Origin of the sequence: Streptomyces sp. NPDC048516 (assembly GCF_043199875.1) — a bacterium.
Taxonomy (GTDB): domain Bacteria; phylum Actinomycetota; class Actinomycetes; order Streptomycetales; family Streptomycetaceae; genus Streptomyces.
Window position 1 is genome coordinate 118382 of record NZ_JBICWS010000016.1, and the last position, 22266, is coordinate 140647.

Sequence of the window (22266 nt, forward strand, 5' to 3'; positions counted from 1 at the left end):
TGCGGATTGCCTCGTGGGGTCGGGGCGGCCGGGCCGCCTGCGTGGTCGTACGGTCGGGGGCGCGAGGCCCGGCCGGCGGCGGTCATCGCGCCCGGTTCAGGGTCTGCAGGGCCGCCTTGAGCAGCTGCGGCACCTGGGGGCTGCCGCCCTCGGCGACGGCCGCCTCGGCCTGCGGGGCGACGGCGGCGACCGCCTCGTCCGCCTCTCGGGTGGCGTAGCCGAGGCCGATCAGGGCGGCGTGCAGCTGGTCGCGCCAGCCGGCCGTGACGGCGCTGCCGACGCCCGCGCGGCCGGTGCCCACCGGCTCGCCGAGCCGGTCCTTGAGCTCCAGGAGCAGCTTCTGCGCGCCCTTCTTGCCGATGCCGGGCACGGCGGTGAGGGTCTTCTCGTCGCCGGTGGAGACGGCGAGGCGCAGGGTGTCAGGGGAGTGCACGGCCAGCATCGCCTGGGCGAGCCGGGGGCCGACGCCGCTGGCGGTCTGCAGCAGCTCGAAGGTCTGCCGCTCGTCGTCGTCGGCGAATCCGTAGAGGGTGAGCGAGTCCTCGCGGACGACGAGGGAGGTGGCGAGCTTGGCCGGCTGTCCGATACGCAGCGCGGACAGGGTGTTCGGCGTGCACTGGACGGCCATGCCGATACCGCCGACCTCGACGACGGCGGTGTCCGGGGCGAGGGCCGCGACCGGGCCGGAGACGAAGGCGATCATCGGGTGCCCTTCTGGGGAGCCGTCCGGCGGGTGCCGGAGGAGGGGACGGTGGCGGAGGCGGCGCGGCGGGCCGCGGCATGCGCCTGCTGGAGGCGGTTGACCGCGGGGGCGCGCCAGATGTGGCAGATGGCGAGGGCCAGGGCATCGGCGGCGTCGGCCGGCTTCGGCGGTGCGTCCAGCCGCAGCAGACGCGTGACCATCGCCCCGACCTGGGCCTTGTCGGCCCGACCTGAGCCGGTGACGGCGGCCTTGACCTCGCTGGGGGTGTGCAGCGCGACCGGCAGCCCGCGCCGGGCCGCGCACAGCATGGCGACCGCGCTGGCCTGGGCGGTGCCCATGACCGTACGGACGTTGTGCTGGCTGAAGACCCGCTCCACGGCGACGTACTCCGGGCGGTACTCGTCCAGCCAGGCGTCCATGCCGCGCTCGATCTCCACGAGACGCTGCGCGATCTCGGCGTCCGCGGGGGTGCGGACGACTCCGACGCCGACCATGGTCAGCGGGCGCCCCGCGACCCCGTCGACCACGCCGACCCCGCAGCGTGTCAGCCCCGGGTCCACCCCCAGCACCTTCATCGCTCCCCGCCCCTCGCACTGTCGCCCGGCTGTTCCTGATCGGGGAACGCACACCCCCGAGGAGAGCGCATGCCCCTGATCAGCACAGTAACGGCTGCCACTGACAAACGGACGGGCCGACGGGGTGTGTCCCCGTCGGCCCGTCTCGACCGAGCGTGCCACGCCCCTCAGGCGTCGACCTTGGCCATCACATCGTCCGAGACATCGAAGTTGGCGAAGACGTTCTGCACGTCGTCGCTGTCCTCCAGCGCGTCGATCAGCTTGAAGATCTTGCGCGCGCCTTCTTCCTCCAGCTCGACCTGCATGGTCGGGACGAAGTTGGCGTCGGCCGAGTCGTAGTCGATGCCGGACTCCTGGAGGGCGCTGCGGACCGCGACCAGGTCGGTGGCCTCGCTGAGCACCTCGAAGGACTCGCCGAGGTCGTTGACCTCCTCGGCGCCGGCGTCCAGCACCGCGCCCAGGACGTCGTCCTCGGTCAGTTCACCCTTGGGGACGATCACCACGCCCTTGCGGTTGAACAGGTACGACACCGAACCCGGGTCGGCCATCGAACCGCCGTTGCGGGTCATGGCGACGCGGACGTCCGAGGCGGCACGGTTGCGGTTGTCGGTCAGGCACTCGATGAGCACCGCGACACCGTTGGGGCCGTACCCCTCGTACATGATGGTTTCGTAGTCGGCGCCGCCGGCCTCAAGACCCGCACCGCGCTTGACCGCGGAGTCGATGTTCTTGTTGGGCACCGAGCTCTTCTTGGCCTTCTGGATGGCGTCGAAGAGGGTCGGATTGCCCTCCGGGTCGGCGCCGCCGGTACGGGCCGCGACCTCGATGTTCTTGATCAGCTTCGCGAAGAGCTTGCCGCGCTTGGCATCGATCACGGCCTTCTTGTGCTTCGTCGTAGCCCATTTAGAGTGGCCGGACATCCGCCTGTCTCCTTCGCGTAACCAACGTCTGAATGAACGCCTCAGATCCTACCGGGGCCGGGTCACACGGTGTTACTCCCGCCCGCCGCCCGGCCACCGCTCCCGACGGGCCCGCTAGGCGCGCCGCACCATGTCCACGAACAGGGCGTGGACCCGGTGGTCGCCGGTGAGCTCCGGGTGGAAGGACGTGGCGAGGACGTTACCTTGCCGCACGGCCACGGTGTGCCCGTCATACGTCGCCAGCACCTCGACCGCGCCGCCGACCGACTCGACCCAGGGCGCCCGGATGAAGACGCCCTCGACCGGTCCGCCGGGGATCCCCGCGACGTCGACGGCCGCCTCGAACGACTCGTTCTGCCGCCCGAAGGCGTTACGACGCACGATCATGTCGATGCCGCCGAACGTCTCCTGGTCCTCACGGGCGTCCAGCAGCTTGTCCGCGACCATGATCATGCCGGCGCAGGTGCCGTAGACCGGCCTGCCCGCACGGACGAAGGCGCGCAGCGGCTCCAGCATGCCGAAGACGACCGCCAGCTTGGACATGGTGGTCGACTCGCCGCCCGGTATCACCAGGCCGTCGATTTCGGCCAGTTCCTCGGAGCGGCGCACCGGCCGGGCCTGGGCACCGGTGTCCGCGAGCGCCTTGAGGTGCTCGCGGACGTCGCCCTGGAGAGCCAGCACACCGATGGTGGGGGTGCTCATCTGCCGTCCTACCAGCCGCGGTTGGCGTAGCGCTCGGTCTCGGGGAGGGTGTCGCAGTTGATGCCGACCATGGCCTCGCCCAGGTTGCGGGAGGCATCCGCGATGACGGCGGGGTCGTCGTAGAAGGTGGTGGCCTTCACGATCGCGGCGGCGCGCTTGGCGGGGTCGCCGGACTTGAAGATGCCGGAGCCGACGAAGACGCCCTCGGCTCCGAGCTGGCGCATCAGCGCGGCATCGGCCGGGGTGGCGACACCACCGGCGGAGAACAGCACGACCGGCAGCTTGCCGAGCTCGGCGACCTCCTTGACCAGCTCGTACGGGGCGCGCAGCTCCTTGGCGGCGGCGAACAGCTCGTTGTGGTCACAGCCGCGCAGCTTGGCGATCTCGCCCTTGATCTGGCGCAGGTGGCGGACCGCCTCGACGACGTTGCCGGTGCCGGCCTCGCCCTTGGAGCGGATCATGGCGGCTCCCTCGGCGATCCGGCGCAGCGCCTCACCCAGGTTGGTGGCACCGCAGACGAAGGGGGTGGTGAACGCCCACTTGTCGGAGTGGTTGACCTCGTCGGCCGGGGTCAGGACCTCGGACTCGTCGATGTAGTCGACACCGAGCGACTGCAGGACCTGGGCCTCGACGAAGTGGCCGATCCGGGACTTGGCCATGACCGGGATGGAGACGGCGTTGATGATGCCGTCGATCATGTCGGGGTCCGACATCCGGGCCACGCCGCCGTCCTTGCGGATGTCGGCGGGAACCCGCTCCAGGGCCATGACGGCGACGGCGCCCGCGTCCTCGGCGATCTTCGCCTCTTCCGGCGTGACGACGTCCATGATCACGCCGCCCTTGAGCTGCTCGGCCATCCCGCGCTTGACGCGCGCGGTTCCGGTCTCGGGGTTCTGGGGCGTGGTGGGCGTGCTGGACACGGTTCGACCTCACTCAATCCGGGTGGCTGTACTGCTGCGCCCACACAACCGTTAGTGAGGGGCCCGGGAAAAGGGCCAATTAGAGGCCGGTGGCTCTTCCCTGCTGGGAGTCGCAGATTCCGGCACGCACCGCCCGGGTCCCGCTGCCGTCCCGCTGCCCGCTCAGTTCCCGGCCGAGCGGTCGTCCAGGACGACGGGCGGCTCGTCGTCCATCTCGAAGGCCAGCGGGAACGGCGCATGGCCGGCCAGCCGCAGATAGCGCACCACCCGGTGACGGCGGACGGCACGCGCGGCCCGTACGGCATCGTTGTGGAACCGGCGGGCCATCGGGACCCGTCGCACGGCGGCGGTGAGCTCGGTAACCGTGCGCTCACCGCCCGGGGCCTCCCGTACGGCCTCCAGCTGGGCCTCCTCGGCGAAGATGGCCCGCAGCGCCTGGCTCAGCTCACTCTCCGCGACCTCACGGTGGTCCTCCGCCGCCTGCCGGGCCTCGTGCGCGGCCTGGTAGAGCACGATCGAGGCGGCAGGATCGAGGATCCCCGACGTCCCCACCTCCTGCGCGACGGACGCCCGCCGCAGCAACTGGGCGTCGAGAGCCGCCCTGGCTGCGTCGATACGCGCGTGCAGGCGGTCGAGGCGGCCCGCCGTCCAGCTCAGGTAGATGCCGATGAGGACGATCGCGGCGGCGATCCAGATGAACGTGGTCACGGCCGGTCACCTTACGCGCCTGGGGCGCGATGTTTTCGCCCCACGTTTTTGGCCGGTCCGCTGCGCTTTGCTGCCGGCCCACGTTTTGGCTCTCCCGCCGTCGCTCCTGCGGCGGGCGGGTCCGCTGGGGGTACCTCCCACGCCCTTCAGGCAGCGGGGGAGCAACGGCGGCAAATCCCCACGGCGGGAAGGCAAAAACGTGGGCCACAGGCAAAGCGCAGCGAAACGTCAATCCTTCGCCAGCCACCGCCGCGCCCGCAAACCCACCCTCTCGTCCGTGGCCACCGACACCGCCCCGGTGGTGACCGTCTCGTAGACGGCGAGGATGTCGGCGCCGACGGTGGACCAGTCGAAGCGACGCACATGGCGGGCGCCGCGTTCACGCAGCTCGGCGAGGCGCGCCGGGTCGCCGAGGAGCCGTACCGCCGCAGTCGCGAGCGCCTCGGCGTCCTCGTTGGCGAACAGTTCGCCGGCTTCGCCCTGGTCCAGGACCTGGGCGAAGGCGTCGAGGTCGCTGGCCAGTACGGGCGCCCCGGCCGACATCGCCTCGACGAGGATGATGCCGAAGGACTCGCCGCCCGTGTTGGGCGCGACATAGAGATCGACGCTGCGCAGCAGCCGGGCCTTGTCCTCGTCGCTGACCATGCCGAGGAATTCGACCCGGGAGCGCATCTCGGCGGGCAGTGCGGCGACCGCTTCCTCCTCGTCGCCGCGGCCGGCGACCAGCAGCCGGGCGTCCGGCACCTCGGCCAGGATCGCGGGCAGCGCCTTCATCAGGACCGGCAGGCCCTTGCGCGGTTCGTCGATCCGGCCGATGAAGCCGATCGTGCGGCCCTGCCACTCGGCCTTGGGCTCGGCCGTGCCGAAGAAGCCGACGTCCACGCCGTTGGGGATGACCACCGCATCGCCGCCGAGGTGTTCGACAAGGGTGCGGCGGGCGTACTCGCTCACCGCGATGCGCGCGCTGATCTTCTCCAGCGCGGGCTGCAGGATCGGATACGCGGCGATCATCGCCCGCGAGCGCGGGTTGGAGGTGTGGAAGGTCGCCACGATCGGGCCCTGTGCCGCCCAGCAGGCGAGCAGGCCGAGCGAGGGCGAGGCCGGTTCGTGGATGTGGATGACGTCGAAGGCGCCGTGCTGCAGCCAGCGGCGCACCCGGGCCGCGGAGAGGAAGCCGAAGTTGAGCCGGGCGACCGAGCCGTTGTACGGGACGGGGACGGCGCGGCCCGCGGAGACGACGTACGGCGGCAGGGGGGTCTCGTCGTCCGCGGGGGCGAGGACGGAGACCTCGTGGCCGAGGCGGATCAGGTGGTCGGCCAGGTCCCGGATGTGGAACTGCACGCCGCCGGGGACGTCCCAGGCGTACGGGCAGACGATGCCGATCTTCACGCCGTCTCCGTTCCGGACGCCGCGGGGCCGCCCGGGGCAGCGGACCGCTCGCGCGGCTCCAGGTCGGCGAGCCAGAGCCGCTGCAGCATGTGCCAGTCCTCGGGGTGGTCGGTGATGCCGGAGGCGAAGGCGTCGGCGAGCGCCTGGGTCATCTGGGCGGCCTTCTCGGCGCGGGTGCCGGTCTCCGGGGCCTCGATCTCGGGGTGGACCCGGCCGCGCATGACGGCGGTGTCGTCGTACCAGAGCGTGACGGGCAGCAGCATCGCGCCGGTCTGGAGGGCGAGCACCGCGGGACCGGCCGGCATCTTCGCCGCCTCCCCGAAGAACTTGACCTCTATCCCGGAGGCGGACAGATCACGGTCGGCGACCAGACAGACCAGGCCGCCGGCCCGCAGCCGCCGGGCGAGCGTGCCGAAGGCGGAGCCGCCGGTGTGCGGCAGCACCTCCATGCCCAGTCCCTCGCGGTAGGCGACGAAACGGTCGTAGAGGGATTCCGGCTTGAGGCGCTGGGCGACGGTGGTGAAGGGGACACCGAGTTTGGTGGTGACCCAGGCACCGGCGAGGTCGTAGTTGCCCATGTGCGGCAGGGCGAGGATGACACCGCGGTCGCTCTTGAGCCCGTCCACCAGGTGGTGCACGTCCTCGGGCGTGAAGCCGCCCCTTATCCGGTCCTTGCTCCAGGCCGGCAGCCGGAAGGACTCCATCCAGTAGCGCATGTACGAGCGCATCCCGGCCCGGGAGAGCTCGGCGAGCCGCTGCGGTGTGGCGTCCGGGACGACCCGGGCGAGGTTCGTCTCCAGCCGCAGGACGCCCTTGCCGCGGCGCTTCCAGACGGTGTCGGCGATCCGGCGGCCGAGCCCTACGGCCACGCCCTCGGGCAGCTTCTTGACGGTGCTCCAGCCCAGCGCGTAGAGCGCGTCCGCCAGTTTTTCGGTGTCCAGCCGCAGCCGGCGAATGCTGAGTGGACTCATACGCCCGTTCCCCCTTGTGCCATGGCGTCGGCCTCGGCCGACTCCCGTCGTACCGTCACCACACGCTGGCCGAGGGTGACGGCGCTGCCGATGCCGACGATCCACAGGGCGATCGGCAGCAGCACCTCAACACCGGGCACCCCGAAGGCGTGCAGACCCGACAGCCCGCAGGCGACCAGCGTGATGACCAGGCGCTCGGCGCGCTCCACCAGGCCGTTGACGTTCACCGGCAGCCCGATGGCCTCGCCGCGCGCCTTGGTGTACGAGACCACCTGGCCGCTGGCGAGGCAGAAGATCGCCATCGCGCAGAGGATCAGGCTGTCGCCGCCTCCCGCGTACCAGAGGGCGAGCCCGCCGAAGATCGCCGAATCGGCGACCCGGTCGAGGGTGGAGTCGAGGAAGGCCCCCCACCGGCTGGAGCGCCCTAGCTGCCGTGCCATGTTGCCGTCGACCAGGTCGGAGAAGACGAACAGGGTGATGACGACCGTGCCCCAGAAGAACTCCCCCCGGGGGTAGAAGACCAGGGCGCCGGCCACCACGCCCCCGGTGCCGACGAGAGTGACCGCGTCCGGGCTGACGCCGATACGGATGAGCAGGGCGGCGAACGGCGTGAGAACACGCGTGAAGAAAGCACGCGCGTACTTGTTCAGCATGGCCTTCCCGGAGGTCGATATGGGCCGCGCGGTCAAGGGGCCACCGGCTGGCCCATCGTAGCCAGGAGGTCTTGGGCCACCACGAACGCATCGCGGCGCGGAGCGCATCCCACGGCTCGGGGACGCCGCCGCGCGCCCGTGGGCGCGCCCGCGGGCCCCGCCGGGCGCCGCTACGGGACCCTTGGGAGCACCGGCGCCGTGTGCCATGTATGGACGCGGCATGGCCTCGGTGGAAAGCTCGAATCACCGCAAAGTGTCGACCTGGAGGCGAGACACATGAGCGAGAAATCGAGTACACACCCGCGAGCCGCCGGCAGGGCACCAACGGCCGACCAGCCCACGGCCCTGCGGAATGTGGTGTTGGTCGGCCACTCCGGATCGGGAAAGACCACCCTGGTCGAAGCGCTCGCGCTGGCATCCGGCGCGGTCAACCGGGCGGGCCGGGTCGAGGACGGCGGGTGCCTGTCCGACTACGACGAGATCGAGCACCGCCAGCAACGCTCCGTACAGCTCTCCCTGGTCCCGGTGGACTGGGGCGGAGTCAAGATCAATATCTTGGACACCCCCGGATACGCCGATTTCGTCGGGGAACTCAGGGCCGGTCTGCGCGCGGCGGACGCGGCCCTTTTCGTTGTCTCGGCGGCCGACGGGGTGGCCGGTGCGACCCGGATGGTCTGGGACGAGTGCGCGGCCGTCGGCATGCCGCGCGCGCTGGTCGTCACGCACCTGGAGGCGTCCCGCTCCGACTTCGACGAGATGACCGAGCTCTGCCGGGCCTCGTTCGGCGGCGAGGACCCGGACGCCGTCGTGCCCCTCTACCTCCCGCTGTACGGGACACCGGGCGCCGACGGCCACTCCCCCGTGCACGGCCTGATCGGCCTGCTCACCCAGAGGGTCTTCGACTACTCCTCCGGCGAGCGCACCGAGCGCGCCCCCACCGAGGACGAGCTGCCGCGGATCGAGGCGGCCCGCAGCCGGCTCATCGAGGCCATCATCGCCGAGAGCGAGGACGAGTCCTTGATGGACCGCTACCTCGGCGGCGAGGAGATCGACGTCAAGACCCTGATCGGGGACCTGGAGACGGCGGTTGCCCGCGGCACCTTCCACCCCGTACTGGCCGCCGCCCCGGCCGCCGAGGGTTCCAAACAGGGAATGGGCACCGTGGAGCTGCTGGAGCTGATCAGCGGCGGCTTCCCGACCCCCGCCGAGCGCGAGGCACCCGCCGTGACCAGCCCGGACGGCGCCGCGCGCCCGGCGCTGAGCTGCGACCCCGACGGGCCGCTCGCGGCGGAGGTGGTCAAGACCTCCTCCGACCCGTATGTCGGCCGGATCTCCCTCGTACGCGTCTTCTCCGGCACCCTGCGCCCGGACGAGATGGTGCATGTCTCCGGCCACGGGCTGGAGGACCGGGGGCACGAGGACCATGACGTCGACGAGCGGGTCGGGGCGCTGTCCACCCCGTTCGGCAAGCAGCAGCGCCCGCTGCCCAAGGCCATCGCCGGCGATCTGGCCTGTGTGGCGAAGCTGACCCGCGCCGAGACCGGCGACACCCTGTCCGGCAAGGACGCCCCGCTGCTGATGGAGCCCTGGACGATGCCCGACCCGCTGCTGCCGGTCGCCATCCAGGCGCACAGCAAGGCCGACGAGGACAAGCTGTCGCAGGGCCTGGCCCGCCTGGTCGCGGAGGATCCGACGATGCGCCTGGAGCACAATCAGGACACCCATCAGGTGGTCCTGTGGTGTCTGGGCGAGGCACATGTCGATGTCGCGCTGGAGCGGCTGCGGGCCCGCTACGGCGTCCAGGTGGACACCGTTGCGCACAAGGTGTCGCTGCGGGAGACCTTCGGCGCCCCCGCCGCGGGCCGTGGACGCCATGTGAAACAGTCCGGCGGACACGGCCAGTTCGCGATCTGCGAGATCGAGATCGAACCGCTGCCGGGCGGCTCCGGCATCGAGTTCGTGGACAAGGTCGTGGGCGGCGCGGTACCCCGGCAGTTCATCCCCTCCGTGGAGAAAGGGGTACGCGCCCAGGCCGAGCGCGGGGTCGCCGCCGGGCATCCGCTCGTCGACATCCGCGTCACGCTGCTCGACGGCAAGGCGCACTCGGTCGACTCCTCGGACGCCGCGTTCCAGACGGCGGGCGCGCTGGCGCTGCGCGAGGCGGCCGGTGACGTCCGGATCGATCTCCTCGAACCGGTGTCCGAGGTGAGCGTGATGGTTCCGGACGATTTCGTCGGCCAGGTGATGAGCGATCTGTCGGGGCGCCGGGGCCGGGTCGTGGGCACGGAGCAGTCAGGGGCGGGGCGCACGGTGGTGCGCGCCGAGGTGCCCGAGATCGAGATCGACCGGTACGCCGTCGATCTGCGCTCCCTCTCGCACGGCACCGGGCGGTTCTCCCGCGCTCACCTGCGGCATGAGCCGATGCCGCCGCAGCTCGCCGACAAGTGGCGGGAACAAGCCGAGAACGGCGCATAGTCAACGGCGGATCAGCCGTTGGAGCGGTCGCTGTCCGGCTCAACTCCCCTGGGCCGGCCGGCGGCTGTACGCTGAGTTCCTGCCGTTGCCTCGGGGGGCCGACGGCAGAAATCGAGGTCACGGGCTCGAACACTGGCTCTCAGCAGGTGTGCCGTCGGCGGAAGTCGGGAAGAGCCGCATCATCGGATGCGTGGGGTGTGGGGGCGGTAGTGGCAGACGGCTTTGACTTCAGTCCCGGGGCGCAGGTCCCGCTCTCGGGGAGCGCCGGGCAGACGGCGGCGACCCAGGCACTGGCCTCGGCCGCCTATCGGGACAGTCCGCTGGCCGATATCTCCAAGGCCGACTCCGACTCCGGCAAGTCCGCGATCAACAAGCCCAAGCTGTCGCTGTTCGCGCCCAATCTCGGCGAGGCGTTCTCGCGTGCCGTGCAGGTGCGGATGCTCGGCGGCGGGCGCGCCGCGCTCATCCAGTCCTTCGGGACCGAGCCGCAGACCATCGTCGAGCACTGCCTGTCCGCCACCCGTGTCCGCAAGCAGCGGGACGCCAAGCTGACGGTGCTGATGGTGCTCTTCGGGGTGCTGTTCCTGCCCGGGGTGCTGGTGTGGCTGGGCGTTTTCCAGCTGCGGAAGATGCTCTCCAAGGACGGTGCGGGCAAGGGGCTTTCGCTGCTCGGCGGGCTGCTCCTGACGGTGCTGGCCGGCGTCGGCCTGTTCTTCATGATCAGGCTGCCGCTCACCGGCTTCTGGCCGCTGTACGCCCGCGCCATGGTCGTCGCTCCGGTGATCGGCTGGTGGCTGGCCAAGCAGATCTGTGAGAAGACCGCGGTGGCCATGCGGGAGTCCTGGAAGGGGCTGCTGGAGGGCGGCGGCGTGGCCGCGAAGATCCCCGAGGCGGTGCCGCAGGACCCGAACCAGATCGCCGCCGAAACCCTCCGGCAGAACCTCGCCAAGATCTCCGCCGAGCAGAGCAGCAACGTCGTCTTCTATGCCGGCCCCAAGGGCATACTCGGCATGGGCACCCGTTGGGGCAGCTGGCAGCTCGCCGAGGAGCTCATCCCGGCGCAGGAAGGCAGCGAGATCCACCCGTTCCGCAGCTGGGACGTGATCCGGGCGATCCACGACAAGCTGCGGCTGCTGGAGCGCAGTCCGCTGCACACCGGCGGCTTCCCCACACCGTCCGTACGCCACTGGATCGTCTCGCCGGTCGGGGAGAAGGCCGCCGCCGTCAGCCGCCCCGAGGGCAGCCATGTGGAGGCGTACCAGATCCGCGGGCACGAGATAGAGCGGATCTGCAACGAGCAGCAGTTCGGCAGCGGCAACCGCCACTACCTCGGCGTCCAGTTCGTGCTGTGGGACGGCCAGTTGGTGATCACCCTGATGATCACCGTCACGGTGCTGCACGAGACCCTGCGCATCGAGGTGACCGGTCACGCCCTCGGCCCGGTCAACGGCCTGTTCACGACCAAGCCCGAGCCCAAGACCAAGGACGTCGCCAAGGTCATCAAGTTCTGGGAGACCAAGACCCAGCACCTCCCGCTCATCGAACCGCAGGAGGTGGTCCGGCTCGCCGCGCGCGCCCCGCTGACCTGGTTCCCGCCGGTCCTGGACTTCCTCGGCGGCAAGCTGACCCTCCCCGAGCCGTTCGGCCTGCGGCACGTCTGGGCCGACAAGCCCTGGCGCCACCGCTTCATGGCCGATGACGCGCTGCGCGCCGCGACCCCGGTGCTCCGCACCGTCCACGCCGCCGCGATGAGCGTCCTCAAGGAGAACGGCGTGGACACCGAACGCTTCACCAACCGTTCCCTGGTGCTCAGCGGCATGATCCAGGGAGCGGAGCCGCAGAAGGCGGACGAGTACAACGCGTAGGCCCTGGAGGTGTCTCCCCTAGCGGAAGATGCCCGTGTGCCCCAGGGAGTACCGCCCCGGCTGCGGGTAGACCGCCAGCCCGTGCGGGCCCTGGCCGACGGGGATCTTCGCCAGGGTTTTGCCGGTACGGGTGTCCAGCGCATAGACCTCGGAGTTGTAGCGGCCGGACAGCCACAGGACCTTGCCGTCGGTGGACAGGCCGCCCATGTCGGGACTGCCGCCGCCGCGGATGTGCCACTTGCCGATGAGGGCGCCGGTCTTGAAGTCGAGCCGGGAGATGGAGCCTTCGCCGCGGTTGGAGACGTACATGTAGCGCGAGTCGCGGCTGACGTAGAGGCCGTGGGCACCCTTGCCGGTCGGCATGAGCTTGGGCTGTGCGAAGGTGTCGCCGTTGAGGATCCAGATGCCGTCGGCCATCATGTCGGCGATGTACCAGGTCTTGCCGTCCGGGGCGATCTTCACGTCCTGCGGCATCGCCCCCTCGAACGGCAGCTTCGCCTTGCCGATCACCTTCATCTTCTCGGTGTCGACCTTCAGCAGCTCACCGGAGAACTCGCAGGAGACGATGAAGTACCGCCCGTCGGGCGAGAAGTCGGCGTGGTTGACGCCCCCGCAGTTGACCGGCAGCGTCTTGCGGACCTCCATGGTGTGGGGGTCGCGGAAGACCAACTGCCGGTCCATCGAGGCCATCACGATGGCGTACTTCCCGTTGGGCGTGAAGTAGAGGTTGTACGGGTCGTGGACCTTGACGGGCTTGCCGGCCTTGCCGGTGGCGGGGTCGATGGGGGTCAGGTCGTGCCCCCGGTTGTTGTTGACCCAGAGCGTCTTGAGGTCCCAGGACGGCACGACGTGCTGCGGCTGTACGCCCACCGGAATGGTCTCGATGACCTTGTAGGTCTTCGGGTCGATGACGCTGACCGTGTCGGAGCCGGTGTTGGGGACGTAGATCCGCGAGGGGAAGTCCTTGACCTGTGGCGCGAGCTTGCCCGGCCGGTCCGCCGCGTAGAGGTCGTGCTCGTCCAGCAGCGGCGGCATCCCGGGCAGGCCGGATGTGGCGGCCTTGACCGGCGCGCGTTCGACCGGCCGCGGGCTGTGCCCGGCCCGCCCGGTCTCGCCGCCGCCGCAGCCCGCCGCCGTCAGCGCGCAGGCGACGGCGAGCAGTGCGGCCCGGTGACGCGCGCGCGGACGGGGACGGTCGTGGGTACGGTTCCGGTCAGCCATCAGGTCACTAGCTCCGTTGTCGTCACCGCGCGCAGACCGCGTCGGCGGAGGCCGTCGAGGATCGGGGGCAGCGCCGCCACCGTGCCGGCGTGCCCGAGGTGGAGGCTCACGATCGAGCCGGGCTCGACCGCGTCCAGGACCGTGCGCCGGACGGCCGGTGCTCCGGGGTCATTCGCGTCGAGGGAGTCCACGTCGTAGGAGAGGACATGCGGATAGCCGGCCTTGCGGGCCAGACCGGTCACCAGATCCGTGGCGCGCTGGGCCTGCGAGGGGCGGAACCAGCTGCCGATGGTCCCGGTGAGGGCGCGCAGCCGGTCGGCGCACCCGGTGATCTCGGCGTAGGCCTCGGCGGCCGGCAGCGCGCAGATGTTGCGATGGTGCAAGGTGTGATTGCCCAGCTCGTGGCCGCCGTCGAGGATCCGTCGGGCCATCGCGGGCTGCTCGTCGAGCCAGTCGCCGACGGCGAGCACGGTGACGCGGGCCCCGGCCCGCTCGGCCTCGCCGAGCAGGGCGGTGGCCATGGTGGGGTCGCCCCTGCCGTGGAAGGTCAGCGCGACGCCGCGGCCGTTCCGCGGCCCGTGCGCGATCTGCACGGGCAGGCCGGGCACCCGGGCCGGCGGGCGGGCGGTGCGGGCCCGGGCGGGTGGCGCGTGCCCCGCACCGCTGGAGCCCGCACCGGAAGGGCCCGGCCCGGCGGACCGTACGGCGCCGGAGTCGTCGTCGCGGTGCGGGTCGCAGCCCGACGCCAGCGCTCCGGCGGCCGCGGCCGAGGCGGCCGCGCGCAGCACGGAGCGGCGATCTAGGGAAGTCACCACCCCATTAGAGAGGCAACTAATCCGGATTAGGGAGATATACCCGATTCGAACGGGTGCGTGTCGCCTCCGCCACCGGCCCGGGGCGAGCCCCGGCAGCCTTAGGCCGGCCAGGCGTCCGCGAGCATCGCCCGGGTGTCGGCGAGGAGTTGGGGCAGCACCTTGGTGTGACCGACCACCGGCATGAAGTTGGTGTCACCGCCCCAGCGCGGGACGACATGCTGATGGAGATGGGCCGCGATCCCGGCACCGGCGACGGCGCCCTGGTTCATCCCGATGTTGAAGCCGTGTGCCCCCGAGGCGGTGCGCAGCGCGGTCATCGCCCGCTTCGTCAGCTCGGCCAGCTCCGCGGTCTCCGGTCCGTCCAGCTCCGTGTAGTCGGCGACATGCCGGAAGGGGACGATCATGAGGTGACCGCCGTTGTACGGGTAGAGGTTCAGCACCGCGTAGACGTACTCGCCGCGCGCGATCACCAGACCGTCCTCGTCCGACTTCGCGGGGATCGTGCAGAACGGACAGCCGTCGCCCGCCCCCGGGCCGGTCGGTTTGTTCTCGCCCTGGATGTAAGCCATCCGGTGGGGCGTCCACAGACGCTGGAAAGCGTCCTGCGTCCCGACTCCGATCTGCTGCTCCGGCTCGCTTGTCATACGGGCCAGCATATGGCGTCGCCCGTTGGCGCCGTGTCGTTGGGGCGCATACCGCGGTCCGCTCCGCGATGCTGAGCCGGTGGACAGGGAACAGCGGCTGTGGGCCTGGGAACGAACCGCCCAGCCCTATCTCCTTGCCGCCTCCCTCCTCTTCCTCACCTCGTACGCGGTCCGGGTCCTGGTCCCCGGCCTCTCCCCCGGCTGGAAGACCTGGTGGGAACTGGTCACCGTCGTCACCTGGAGCATCTTCGGCGTCGAATACCTGGCCCGGCTGGCGCTCAGCGACGACCGGCGGCGCTTTCTGCGCACCCGCTGGCTGGACCTGATCGTGACGGTACTGCCCCTGCTGCGGCCCCTGCGGATCGTCGACATGCACGAGCGGATGCAGCGACGCCGGGACCATCCACGGCTCGTCCTCGAATCACGGGTGATGGCGTACACCGGGATCACCTCGCTACTGCTGGGGTTCGCGGCCAGCCTGGCCGTCTACCACGACGAGCGCGCGGCCCCGGGCGCGAACATCCACACCTTCGGGGACGCGGTGTGGTGGGCCTGCTCGACGCTGACGACCACGGGATACGGCGACGCCACGCCCGTCACCCCGCGCGGCCGGCTGGTCGCGGTGGCGCTGATGTTCGTCGGGGTGGCGCTGGTCGGAGCGGTGGTCGGCTCCTTCTCCTCCTGGCTGCTGCGCCGCTTCCGGCAGGACGGCGAGACATGAGCACGACGGGGGACATGAACGAGGACAGGAAGAAGCCCCGGAGAGCGGGTCGCTCTCCGGGGCCCGGTGCCCACCCGCGTCACACCTGGGCGCGGCGCTCCACGACGTCGAGGATCTCGGCGATCGCCTCCTCGCGCGGGATGCCGTTCTTCTGCGACCCGTCGCGGTAGCGGAAGGAGACCGCGCCGTTGGCGACGTCCTCGTCACCGGCGATGATCATGAACGGCACCTTGGCCTTCTGCGCGTTCCTGATCTTCTTCTGCATCCGGTCCGACGAGGAGTCCACCTCGATCCGCAGGCCCTTGGCCTTGGCCTGCGCGGCGAAGTCCTGCAGGTACGGGACGTGGGCGTCGCCGATCGGGATACCGGTCGCCTGGACCGGCGCCAGCCACGCCGGGAACGCACCCGCGTAGTGCTCCAGCAGCACCGCGAAGAACCGCTCGATGGAGCCGAACAGCGCGCGGTGGATCATCACCGGACGCTGCTTGGAGCCGTCGGCGGCGGTGTACTCCAGGTCGAACCGCTCGGGCAGGTTGAAGTCCAGCTGGACGGTCGACATCTGCCAGGTCCGGCCGATGGCGTCCTTGGTCTGCACGGAGATCTTGGGGCCGTAGAACGCGGCCCCGCCCGGGTCCGGGACCAGCGGCAGCCCCTGCTTCTCGGCCACCTTGCGCAGCGTCTCGGTGGCCTCCTCCCACGCCGCGTCCGAGCCGACGAACTTCTCCGGGTCCTTGGTGGACAGCTCCAGGTAGAAGTCGGTCAGACCGTAGTCGCGCAGCAGGTCGAGGACGAAGGTCAGCGTGGCGTCCAGCTCGTCCGCCATCTGCTCCTTGGTGCAGTAGATGTGCGCGTCGTCCTGGGTGAAGCCGCGGGCACGGGTGAGGCCGTGCACGACGCCCGACTTCTCGTACCGGTACACGGTCCCGAACTCGAAGAGACGCAGCGGCAGTTCACGGTACGAGCGGCCGCGCGCGTCGAAGATCAGGTTGTGCATCGGGCAGTTCATGGGCTTGAGGTAGTAGTCCACGCCCTCGTCGAGCTGCATGGGCGGGTACATGCCGTCGGCGTACCAGTCCAGGTGGCCCGACTTCTCGAACAGCTTCCCCTTGGTGGCGTGCGGGGTGTAGACGAACTCGTACCCCGACTCCTCGTGACGCCGGCGGGAGTAGTCCTCCATGACCCGGCGGATGATGCCGCCCTTGGGGTGGAAGACCGCCAGGCCCGAGCCGATGTCCTCGGGCACGGAGAACAGGTCGAGCTCGGCACCGAGCTTGCGGTGGTCGCGCTTCTCGGCCTCGGCCAGGAACTCCAGATGCGCCTTGAGCTCGTCCTTGGTCGGCCAGGCGGTGCCGTAGATCCGCTGCAGCTGCTTGTTCTTCTCGCTGCCGCGCCAGTAGGCGGCGGCCGAGCGCATCAGCTTGAAGGCCGGGATGGCACGGGTGCTGGGGAGGTGCGGACCGCGGCACAGGTCCTTCCAGCACAGCTCACCGGTCTTGGCGTCGAGGTTGTCGTAGATGGTGAGCTCGCCGGCGCCGACCTCGGCGGAAGCACCCTCGGCGGCGTCCGCGGCGGAGCCCTTGAGCCCGATCAGTTCGAGCTTGTACGGCTCGTCCGCCAGCTCCTCGCGCGCGGCGTCGTCGCCGACCGCCCGGCGCGCGAACTTCTGCCCGCGCTTCTGGATCTCCTGCATCTTCTTCTCGATGCGCTTGAGGTCGTCCGGGTGGAAGGGGGTCTCGACGTCGAAGTCGTAGTAGAAGCCGTCCTTGATCGGCGGGCCGATGCCGAGCTTCGCGTCCGGGAACAGCTCCTGCACGGCCTGCGCCATCACATGCGCGGTGGAGTGCCGCAGGATGTTCAGACCGTCCTCGGAGGAGATCTCCACGGGCTCGACCGCGTCGCCGTCGGCGACCTCGTACGCCAGGTCCTTCAGCTCTCCGGCGACCCGCGCGGCCACGACGCTGCGCTCGCCCTGGAAGAGGTCGGCGGCCGTAGTGCCCGTGGTCACCACGCGTTCATCCCGCTCGGAATCGCGTTGGATGGTCACACGGACGTCTGACACCGGTCTCTCCTGACTCATGTCTCTTCACGTCAGCGATTGCTGCGCAGCCGAATCGTACCGAGCCACCGGACCCGACCGCGAAACGGTTTCACCACCCCCGGCCCGAAAGCCGCTCCGGCGCGGCTATTCCTCGGCGCCGCACGCCTCCTCGAAGAAGTCGAGGTTTTCCTGCAGCGACTTCAGCAGCCGGTCCCGCTCCGCCTCGTCGACCTGTACGGGCGTGACATCGCGGCCGCCGGTGATCCGGCGGAAGCCGCCGCGGCTCTCCAGCCGTCCGCTCACCCGGATGGGCAGTCCCACCAGGTGCGCGTGCCCGGCGATGCGGTAGTCCTCCTCCCCCAGCGCGACCCGCACCTGCACCACGTCCGCCCCGGTGATCACCCGCAGCCGCACGGTACCGGGCCCGCCAGGACGCTCCCTGCGCAGCCGTATCACCGCGCCGGTCACCCGAACGGGCAGCGACGGCTCGTCACGTACATAGCGCTGGGCCGCCTGCTGCAGGGCGGGCAGATCGCCGGGCGAGAACTCCACCGGTTCGGGGCGGGCCGGGCAGCCGGCCGGGGCGCCGGCGCCGGGCGACCACTCGACCGCGATCCGCACCCCCTCCGCGTCCCGCACCAGCGCGATCAGGGCCTGGACCAGCTCATGGCAGACCCCCAGCTCGACGGCCGCGTCGAAGGCTTCCATCCCGCCGGTGGCCCGCTGGTAGTCGGTGGCGTCACGGGCCGCGTGCAGCGCCCGCTGCAGCCCGGCGACCGCACCGCGCCCGCCGCGCACCGGGACGAACGCGGTCAGCCGGCGCCCAGCCGCCGCCGGGCCGACCAGCACCTCGCCCAGGAACACCTCGGCCTGCCGCTTGTGCCGGGCGCCGTAGTAGCCGGACCGGCCGTACGTCCCCAGCGCCCCGGCGATCAGCATCGAGCGGGCCGCACCGCGCAGCTGCTCCTGGGCGACCCAGTACGCGGCCCCCGAGCCGCCGTCGGGCACCTCGCGCTCCCAGCGCACCTCGTCGCTGGGCACCGCGAGCCCCACCAGTACCTCGCGGGCGGAGGCCGAGGAGCTCTGCGCCAGCGCCGCCAGTGCCTCCGCGAGCAGTTCCCCGCTGTCGGGAAAACGGCGGTCGTGCGGCACCAGCAGGCTGGTGCCACCCGAGCCGCCGGGCGGTGTCCACCGGGCGTAGTGGCCCGCGGCCCCGCCCCGGCGCCGCCAGCCGTGCCGGGCCAGCAGCGCGCTGAGCACCGCCGGATCGAGCTGTGCGGGATCCAGGAGCCGCGCGTCGTATTCGTCGGTCGGCCGGTACATCAGGGTCTCCCTCCCGCCCCGACCCGCGTCATGATCTCGCAGAGCGCTCGGTCGTCGAAGATCCGCGCGGTCGGGACCCGCACGGTGGTCCTGCGCCGGCCGGTCACCGGATGACCGGCCAGGTTGATCCAGTAGCAGCAGTGCCGCAGCGCGAGACGGTCGTGGGAGGCCCGCAGCCAGTCCTCCCGGTTCCGCGGGACCAGCATCACGACCAGGATCTTGTGCACCGATACGGGCGTACGGGCCAGCTTCACCAGGTGGTCGTTGTCGAGCGTGAAGGCGAAGGTCGGCCCCGGCGGGCGGGGGGCGGTCTGGTAGGTGCACTTGAGCTGCACCTTGATGGTGACTTCGTCGTCGACGGTGTGGCCTGGTGCGCCATGACTGACGTGCCAGTCGATTCCGTTGTCCGGGAAGGGCTGCGCCAGCGAACATCCCGAGGCGGCGGCGACCGCGTGCAGGTAGCCCACCTGAAGGGTCTCCATGCACGCAGTGGTGGCGAGTGAGCCGCGCTGCGGTGTGGTCAGCTGGGGCAGCAGCCCGCCCGGTTCGGGCTGCGCGAGCGTCATCGCGGGGGTGCCTTCCGGGCTGTGCCGATCGGTGCGGGTGGATGACGGGGAGAAGGCGGAACGCGTCGGCCCGTCCCTCTGGTTGTCTCCGCGTCAAGTGGTCCGCAAACAAAGACGGTTCGAGCACCGGGCGGCTCGGGTATCACCAGCTCGGGTGGTGTGCCTGCCATCCCCCGCACGAGCGCGAGGAGTTGGGATGATGCCGTGCTGGTATGACGGACCGCTTGCCGCTTTCGACACCGAGACCACGGGCATAGACGTCGAGCGCGACCGCATCGTCTCCGCCGCCCTGGTGGTCCAGGAGACACCGCGTTCCGCGCCCCGGATCACCCGGTGGCTGATCAACCCGGGCGTCGACATACCCGAGGCCGCCACGGCGGTGCACGGCCTGACGCGAGACCACCTCGCGCTGCACGGCCGCTGGCCCGCGCCGGTGCTCGAGGAGGTCGCGCGCGCCCTGGCCGCCCAGTCGGTGGCCGGCCGCCCGCTGGTCGTGATGAACGCCCCGTTCGACCTCACGCTCCTGGAGCGCGAGTTGAAGCGGCACCGCGCCAGCTCGCTCGGCGCTTACCTGGGGGGACATCCGCTGCGCATCCTCGATCCCCGCGTCCTCGACAAGCACCTGGACCGCTATCGCAAGGGCCGCCGCACGCTCACCGATCTGTGCGCCCACTACGAGGTCGAGCTGACGGACGCCCACGAGGCGGCCGCCGACGCGCTCGCCGCGCTGCGCGTCGTCCGGGCCCTGGGCCATCGCTATGCGGACCGTCTGGAGGGGCTGCACCCCGCGGAGCTGCACACCCGCCAGGCCGTCTGGTACGCCGCCCAGGCGCGTGGCCTGCAGGCGTGGTTCGAGCGCAGCGGCAACCCCGAAACCGTTGATCCGCATTGGCCGCTGCGTCCCGAACTCCCCGCCGCGGCCTGATCCCACATCAGCAATTCCGGCCCGGCCGGCAAAGGCACCGGGCGAAATTCCCGGCGCGGTGTTCTCCCACCACGGTGCCGCCCTGGCCCAACAAAAAGAACCGGGCCGCTTTTTGCGGCCCGGTTCTTGATCCCGGTGGGCGATACTGGGTTCGAACCAGTGACCTCTTCGGTGTGAACGAAGCGCTCTCCCACTGAGCTAATCGCCCGGGTGCCGGCGAGGCTTCCCTCGCGAACGAGCAGAACAATACAGGCCGCCCGGGGCTTCCATCAAATTCCTGTTCCGCCGTGGCCCGGGGGCCGCCCCACCGGGTCACGCGGGGTGCCTCATCCACGGGCCAGCCAGGCGGCGAGCCCGCGGCGCCCGGACCGCATCATCAGCGCGTGATTGGCGACGAAGACCGGCCGCCCCAGCAGCGCGAACCGCCGCAGCAGCGGCTTGCAGACCTCGACGTCCTGCTCGAAGACCGCGCGGGTGCCGCCGGCCCCGGGCACCACCGTCCAGCGCGCCCAGCCGGCCAGGTCTCCGTGCATCCCTATTTCCAGCACCCCCGCGCCCGGGTCCCGTAGGCGCTCGCTCGCCACGACCGTCAGGTCGTACGGCAGCACCGAACGGAAGCGGGCGATACCGCTGCGGTCGTCGAGCGGATTCACCTCGCGGACCTGGGGCCACCACCGGGGGTAGGCCTCGGCGCGTTCGAGGACGGCGTAGACGACGGTCGGCGGGGCGTTGAGCAGCCAGACGGTGCGGAAGCGGTAGCGGTGCAATCGGCGTGACCGGACGGGCATGATCCCAGTGTGCGCCCCACGGCAGCATCTGCGCGCAACAACTGCGACGGCCCGGAGACTTGAAGTCTCCGGGCCGTCGTCCGGGGTGGGCGATACTGGGTTCGAACCAGTGACCTCTTCGGTGTGAACGAAGCGCTCTCCCACTGAGCTAATCGCCCGGGCGCACCGCCAACATTACCCCACGTCGGCGGCCACTTATGACCATGGCGACGTCACTCGGAGACGTTCCACGGCATCGCGAGGCCGAACTTCCAGACATAGACCGCGAGCACCGCGGCGATGATCACCAGGCCGATGGCGGTCAGGATGATGTTGCGCCGCCGCACCGTGGGGTCGAGCGCCTTCTGGGCCGCTTCCGTGACCTTTCGCTTGGTCCAGCGCAGCGCCAACTGGGCCCAGACGAATTCCGTCGCCCAGATCGCCATACCGGCGAAGATCACCAGCCAGCCCGGCCCCGGCAGCGGCAGCATGATCACGCCGCCCACCACGACCGCGAGGCCGACGACGAAGACTCCGACCTGCCAGCTCACGTGCAGCGGCCGGGAGCGTTTGATGAAGTGCGGCGCTCTCGAACCGAGCGGCTGCTCGGCCGGAGGGGCGTCCTCCTCCACGGTTCCCGGCCCCCCGTTACTCTGCGTATTCATACCCGCAAACTTACCGGACGGGATGGGTCCGGCGGAATTACCGCTGAGGACGATCTCGCAATCCGCCGGAAGAGGTACCTGAAGCCACACAAAACCGTCAGAGGGGTTTACAACGGCACCGTAGGTGGCATGTCGATTTCGCCGACGTGCGAATCCCCGAGCGCACACTGAGCGAAAGGCCCTGGCGCTTATGAACACCACGGTCAGCTGCGAGCTGCACCTGCGCCTCGTTGTGTCGAGCGAGTCCTCACTGCCTGTACCCGCGGGCCTGCGGTATGACACGGCCGATCCCTATGCCGTTCATGCCACCTTCCATACCGGAGCCGAGGAGACCGTGGAGTGGGTTTTCGCCCGCGACCTCCTCGCCGAGGGCCTGCACCGGCCCACGGGCACCGGAGACGTCCGCGTATGGCCGTCCCGGAGCCACGGACAGGGCGTTGTCTGCATCGCCCTGAGTTCCCCGGAGGGCGAGGCCCTGCTCGAGGCGCCCGCACGGGCCCTCGAGTCGTTCCTCAAAAGGACCGATGCCGCCGTACCACCCGGTACGGAGCACCGGCATTTCGATCTCGACACCGAGCTCTCCCACATCCTCGCGGAGAGCTGAGACGCAGCACGGTTACCGAAAGCACCCACCCGCTCACACTTGCGTCCGTCCGACTCGGGGAGACGGCGCAGGACCGACAAGTTCATACGGCACACT

Annotated in this window: 22 protein-coding genes and 2 tRNA genes; 5 read left to right on the forward strand and 19 right to left on the reverse strand. The window is 70.6% G+C overall.

The annotated features are described in order from the left end of the window. Window positions 1–82: 82 nt before the first annotated feature. From ruvA to pgsA, 9 genes are all read right to left on the reverse strand, one after another. Window positions 83–703, reverse strand: a complete 621-nt coding sequence (gene ruvA, locus ACGFR7_RS28315) for a Holliday junction branch migration protein RuvA (protein ID WP_328388570.1) — start codon at window positions 701–703, stop codon at window positions 83–85. Next, entirely contained in the window at window positions 700–1278 is a 579-nt protein-coding gene (gene ruvC / locus ACGFR7_RS28320) for a crossover junction endodeoxyribonuclease RuvC (RefSeq protein ID WP_393324768.1), read from the reverse strand. The genes ruvA and ruvC overlap by 4 nt, the downstream gene beginning before the upstream one ends. Before the next feature lie 167 nt (window positions 1279–1445). After that, the gene (locus ACGFR7_RS28325; RefSeq protein WP_393324770.1) at window positions 1446–2198 is read right to left on the reverse strand and encodes a YebC/PmpR family DNA-binding transcriptional regulator; all 753 of its coding nucleotides are present in this window, start codon (window positions 2196–2198) and stop codon (window positions 1446–1448) included. Window positions 2199–2312: 114 nt separating this feature from the next. Then, on the reverse strand, window positions 2313–2900 hold the full coding sequence (pdxT, locus tag ACGFR7_RS28330; RefSeq protein ID WP_393324771.1) for a pyridoxal 5'-phosphate synthase glutaminase subunit PdxT: 588 nt from the start codon (window positions 2898–2900) through the stop codon (window positions 2313–2315). 8 nt (window positions 2901–2908) lie between these two features. After that, window positions 2909–3820, reverse strand: coding sequence for a pyridoxal 5'-phosphate synthase lyase subunit PdxS (gene pdxS / locus ACGFR7_RS28335; protein ID WP_328388563.1), 912 nt, complete (start codon window positions 3818–3820; stop codon window positions 2909–2911). A gap of 162 nt (window positions 3821–3982) precedes the next feature. Beyond that, window positions 3983–4528: a hypothetical protein gene (locus ACGFR7_RS28340; protein WP_393324773.1), complete on the reverse strand. Its 546-nt coding sequence runs from the start codon at window positions 4526–4528 to the stop codon at window positions 3983–3985. A gap of 228 nt (window positions 4529–4756) precedes the next feature. After that, a complete protein-coding gene (locus ACGFR7_RS28345; RefSeq protein WP_393324774.1) occupies window positions 4757–5917 on the reverse strand; it encodes a glycosyltransferase family 4 protein in 1161 nt (386 codons plus the stop codon). Beyond that, window positions 5914–6888, reverse strand: coding sequence for a phosphatidylinositol mannoside acyltransferase (locus tag ACGFR7_RS28350; protein ID WP_393324776.1), 975 nt, complete (start codon window positions 6886–6888; stop codon window positions 5914–5916). Before ACGFR7_RS28350 ends, ACGFR7_RS28345 begins: the two co-directional genes overlap by 4 nt. After that, window positions 6885–7541 carry a phosphatidylinositol phosphate synthase gene (gene pgsA, locus ACGFR7_RS28355; protein WP_393324778.1) on the reverse strand — a complete coding sequence of 219 codons (657 nt, stop codon included), beginning with the start codon at window positions 7539–7541 and terminating at the stop codon, window positions 6885–6887. Before pgsA ends, ACGFR7_RS28350 begins: the two co-directional genes overlap by 4 nt. Before the next feature lie 276 nt (window positions 7542–7817). Between pgsA and ACGFR7_RS28360 the strand changes: the two genes are divergently transcribed. Both ACGFR7_RS28360 and ACGFR7_RS28365 read left to right on the forward strand, forming a co-directional pair. After that, window positions 7818–10016 (forward strand): elongation factor G-like protein EF-G2, encoded by a 2199-nt coding sequence (locus ACGFR7_RS28360; RefSeq protein WP_393324779.1) that lies wholly within the window; start codon window positions 7818–7820, stop codon window positions 10014–10016. Between the two features lie 209 nt (window positions 10017–10225). Next, window positions 10226–11881 carry a hypothetical protein gene (locus ACGFR7_RS28365; protein WP_393324781.1) on the forward strand — a complete coding sequence of 552 codons (1656 nt, stop codon included), beginning with the start codon at window positions 10226–10228 and terminating at the stop codon, window positions 11879–11881. Between the two features lie 18 nt (window positions 11882–11899). Here the strand turns inward: ACGFR7_RS28365 and ACGFR7_RS28370 are convergent, their stop codons facing one another. The 3 genes from ACGFR7_RS28370 to ACGFR7_RS28380 form a co-directional block, all read right to left on the reverse strand. Next, entirely contained in the window at window positions 11900–13102 is a 1203-nt protein-coding gene (locus ACGFR7_RS28370; protein WP_393324783.1) for a YncE family protein, read from the reverse strand. Next, window positions 13102–13890 carry a polysaccharide deacetylase family protein gene (locus tag ACGFR7_RS28375; RefSeq protein ID WP_393324838.1) on the reverse strand — a complete coding sequence of 263 codons (789 nt, stop codon included), beginning with the start codon at window positions 13888–13890 and terminating at the stop codon, window positions 13102–13104. Before ACGFR7_RS28375 ends, ACGFR7_RS28370 begins: the two co-directional genes overlap by 1 nt. Before the next feature lie 125 nt (window positions 13891–14015). Beyond that, window positions 14016–14573 (reverse strand): HIT family protein, encoded by a 558-nt coding sequence (locus tag ACGFR7_RS28380; protein ID WP_393324784.1) that lies wholly within the window; start codon window positions 14571–14573, stop codon window positions 14016–14018. A gap of 67 nt (window positions 14574–14640) precedes the next feature. On the opposite strand from ACGFR7_RS28380, the gene ACGFR7_RS28385 reads away from it, so the two are divergent. Beyond that, entirely contained in the window at window positions 14641–15282 is a 642-nt protein-coding gene (locus tag ACGFR7_RS28385; protein WP_393324786.1) for a potassium channel family protein, read from the forward strand. Between the two features lie 79 nt (window positions 15283–15361). On the opposite strand, the gene thrS is transcribed toward ACGFR7_RS28385, so the two are convergent. The 3 genes from thrS to ACGFR7_RS28400 all read right to left on the reverse strand — a co-directional run bounded on the left by thrS (window position 15362) and on the right by ACGFR7_RS28400 (window position 19209). Further along, window positions 15362–17341 carry a threonine--tRNA ligase gene (thrS, locus tag ACGFR7_RS28390; RefSeq protein WP_393324788.1) on the reverse strand — a complete coding sequence of 660 codons (1980 nt, stop codon included), beginning with the start codon at window positions 17339–17341 and terminating at the stop codon, window positions 15362–15364. Between the two features lie 123 nt (window positions 17342–17464). After that, the gene (locus ACGFR7_RS28395) at window positions 17465–18643 is read right to left on the reverse strand and encodes a hypothetical protein (protein ID WP_393324790.1); all 1179 of its coding nucleotides are present in this window, start codon (window positions 18641–18643) and stop codon (window positions 17465–17467) included. Continuing rightward, entirely contained in the window at window positions 18643–19209 is a 567-nt protein-coding gene (locus ACGFR7_RS28400; RefSeq protein WP_393324791.1) for a DUF4365 domain-containing protein, read from the reverse strand. Before ACGFR7_RS28400 ends, ACGFR7_RS28395 begins: the two co-directional genes overlap by 1 nt. Window positions 19210–19408: 199 nt before the next feature. On the opposite strand from ACGFR7_RS28400, the gene ACGFR7_RS28405 reads away from it, so the two are divergent. Further along, window positions 19409–20134, forward strand: coding sequence for an exonuclease domain-containing protein (locus ACGFR7_RS28405; RefSeq protein WP_393324840.1), 726 nt, complete (start codon window positions 19409–19411; stop codon window positions 20132–20134). 136 nt (window positions 20135–20270) lie between these two features. Here the strand turns inward: ACGFR7_RS28405 and ACGFR7_RS28410 are convergent. The 4 genes from ACGFR7_RS28410 to ACGFR7_RS28425 form a co-directional block, all read right to left on the reverse strand. After that, a tRNA-Val gene (locus tag ACGFR7_RS28410) sits at window positions 20271–20342 on the reverse strand. Window positions 20343–20460: 118 nt separating this feature from the next. Further along, window positions 20461–20922 carry an SRPBCC family protein gene (locus ACGFR7_RS28415; RefSeq protein ID WP_393324793.1) on the reverse strand — a complete coding sequence of 154 codons (462 nt, stop codon included), beginning with the start codon at window positions 20920–20922 and terminating at the stop codon, window positions 20461–20463. A gap of 86 nt (window positions 20923–21008) precedes the next feature. After that, window positions 21009–21080, reverse strand: a tRNA-Val gene (locus tag ACGFR7_RS28420). A gap of 54 nt (window positions 21081–21134) precedes the next feature. Beyond that, a complete protein-coding gene (locus ACGFR7_RS28425) occupies window positions 21135–21566 on the reverse strand; it encodes a TIGR02611 family protein (RefSeq protein ID WP_393324795.1) in 432 nt (143 codons plus the stop codon). A gap of 190 nt (window positions 21567–21756) precedes the next feature. On the opposite strand from ACGFR7_RS28425, the gene ACGFR7_RS28430 reads away from it, so the two are divergent. Continuing rightward, window positions 21757–22170, forward strand: a complete 414-nt coding sequence (locus ACGFR7_RS28430) for an SsgA family sporulation/cell division regulator (protein WP_003959770.1) — start codon at window positions 21757–21759, stop codon at window positions 22168–22170. Window positions 22171–22266 lie beyond the last annotated feature (96 nt).

What these genes read in the sequence shown, in the direction of transcription:
- ACGFR7_RS28325 (WP_393324770.1), bottom strand. Translation starts at nt 2,198, where the DNA reads ATGTCCGGCCACTCTAAATGGGCTACGACGAAGCACAAGAAGGCCGTG.
- ruvC (WP_393324768.1), bottom strand. Translation starts at nt 1,278, where the DNA reads ATGAAGGTGCTGGGGGTGGACCCGGGGCTGACACGCTGCGGGGTCGGC.
- ACGFR7_RS28395 (WP_393324790.1), bottom strand. Translation starts at nt 18,643, where the DNA reads ATGTACCGGCCGACCGACGAATACGACGCGCGGCTCCTGGATCCCGCA.
- ACGFR7_RS28415 (WP_393324793.1), bottom strand. Translation starts at nt 20,922, where the DNA reads ATGCCCGTCCGGTCACGCCGATTGCACCGCTACCGCTTCCGCACCGTC.
- ACGFR7_RS28400 (WP_393324791.1), bottom strand. Translation starts at nt 19,209, where the DNA reads ATGACGCTCGCGCAGCCCGAACCGGGCGGGCTGCTGCCCCAGCTGACC.
- pgsA (WP_393324778.1), bottom strand. Translation starts at nt 7,541, where the DNA reads ATGCTGAACAAGTACGCGCGTGCTTTCTTCACGCGTGTTCTCACGCCG.
- ACGFR7_RS28405 (WP_393324840.1), top strand. Translation starts at nt 19,409, where the DNA reads ATGCCGTGCTGGTATGACGGACCGCTTGCCGCTTTCGACACCGAGACC.
- ACGFR7_RS28430 (WP_003959770.1), top strand. Translation starts at nt 21,757, where the DNA reads ATGAACACCACGGTCAGCTGCGAGCTGCACCTGCGCCTCGTTGTGTCG.
- ACGFR7_RS28360 (WP_393324779.1), top strand. Translation starts at nt 7,818, where the DNA reads ATGAGCGAGAAATCGAGTACACACCCGCGAGCCGCCGGCAGGGCACCA.
- ruvA (WP_328388570.1), bottom strand. Translation starts at nt 703, where the DNA reads ATGATCGCCTTCGTCTCCGGCCCGGTCGCGGCCCTCGCCCCGGACACC.
- pdxT (WP_393324771.1), bottom strand. Translation starts at nt 2,900, where the DNA reads ATGAGCACCCCCACCATCGGTGTGCTGGCTCTCCAGGGCGACGTCCGC.
- ACGFR7_RS28380 (WP_393324784.1), bottom strand. Translation starts at nt 14,573, where the DNA reads ATGCTGGCCCGTATGACAAGCGAGCCGGAGCAGCAGATCGGAGTCGGG.
- ACGFR7_RS28370 (WP_393324783.1), bottom strand. Translation starts at nt 13,102, where the DNA reads ATGGCTGACCGGAACCGTACCCACGACCGTCCCCGTCCGCGCGCGCGT.
- ACGFR7_RS28425 (WP_393324795.1), bottom strand. Translation starts at nt 21,566, where the DNA reads ATGAATACGCAGAGTAACGGGGGGCCGGGAACCGTGGAGGAGGACGCC.
- ACGFR7_RS28350 (WP_393324776.1), bottom strand. Translation starts at nt 6,888, where the DNA reads ATGAGTCCACTCAGCATTCGCCGGCTGCGGCTGGACACCGAAAAACTG.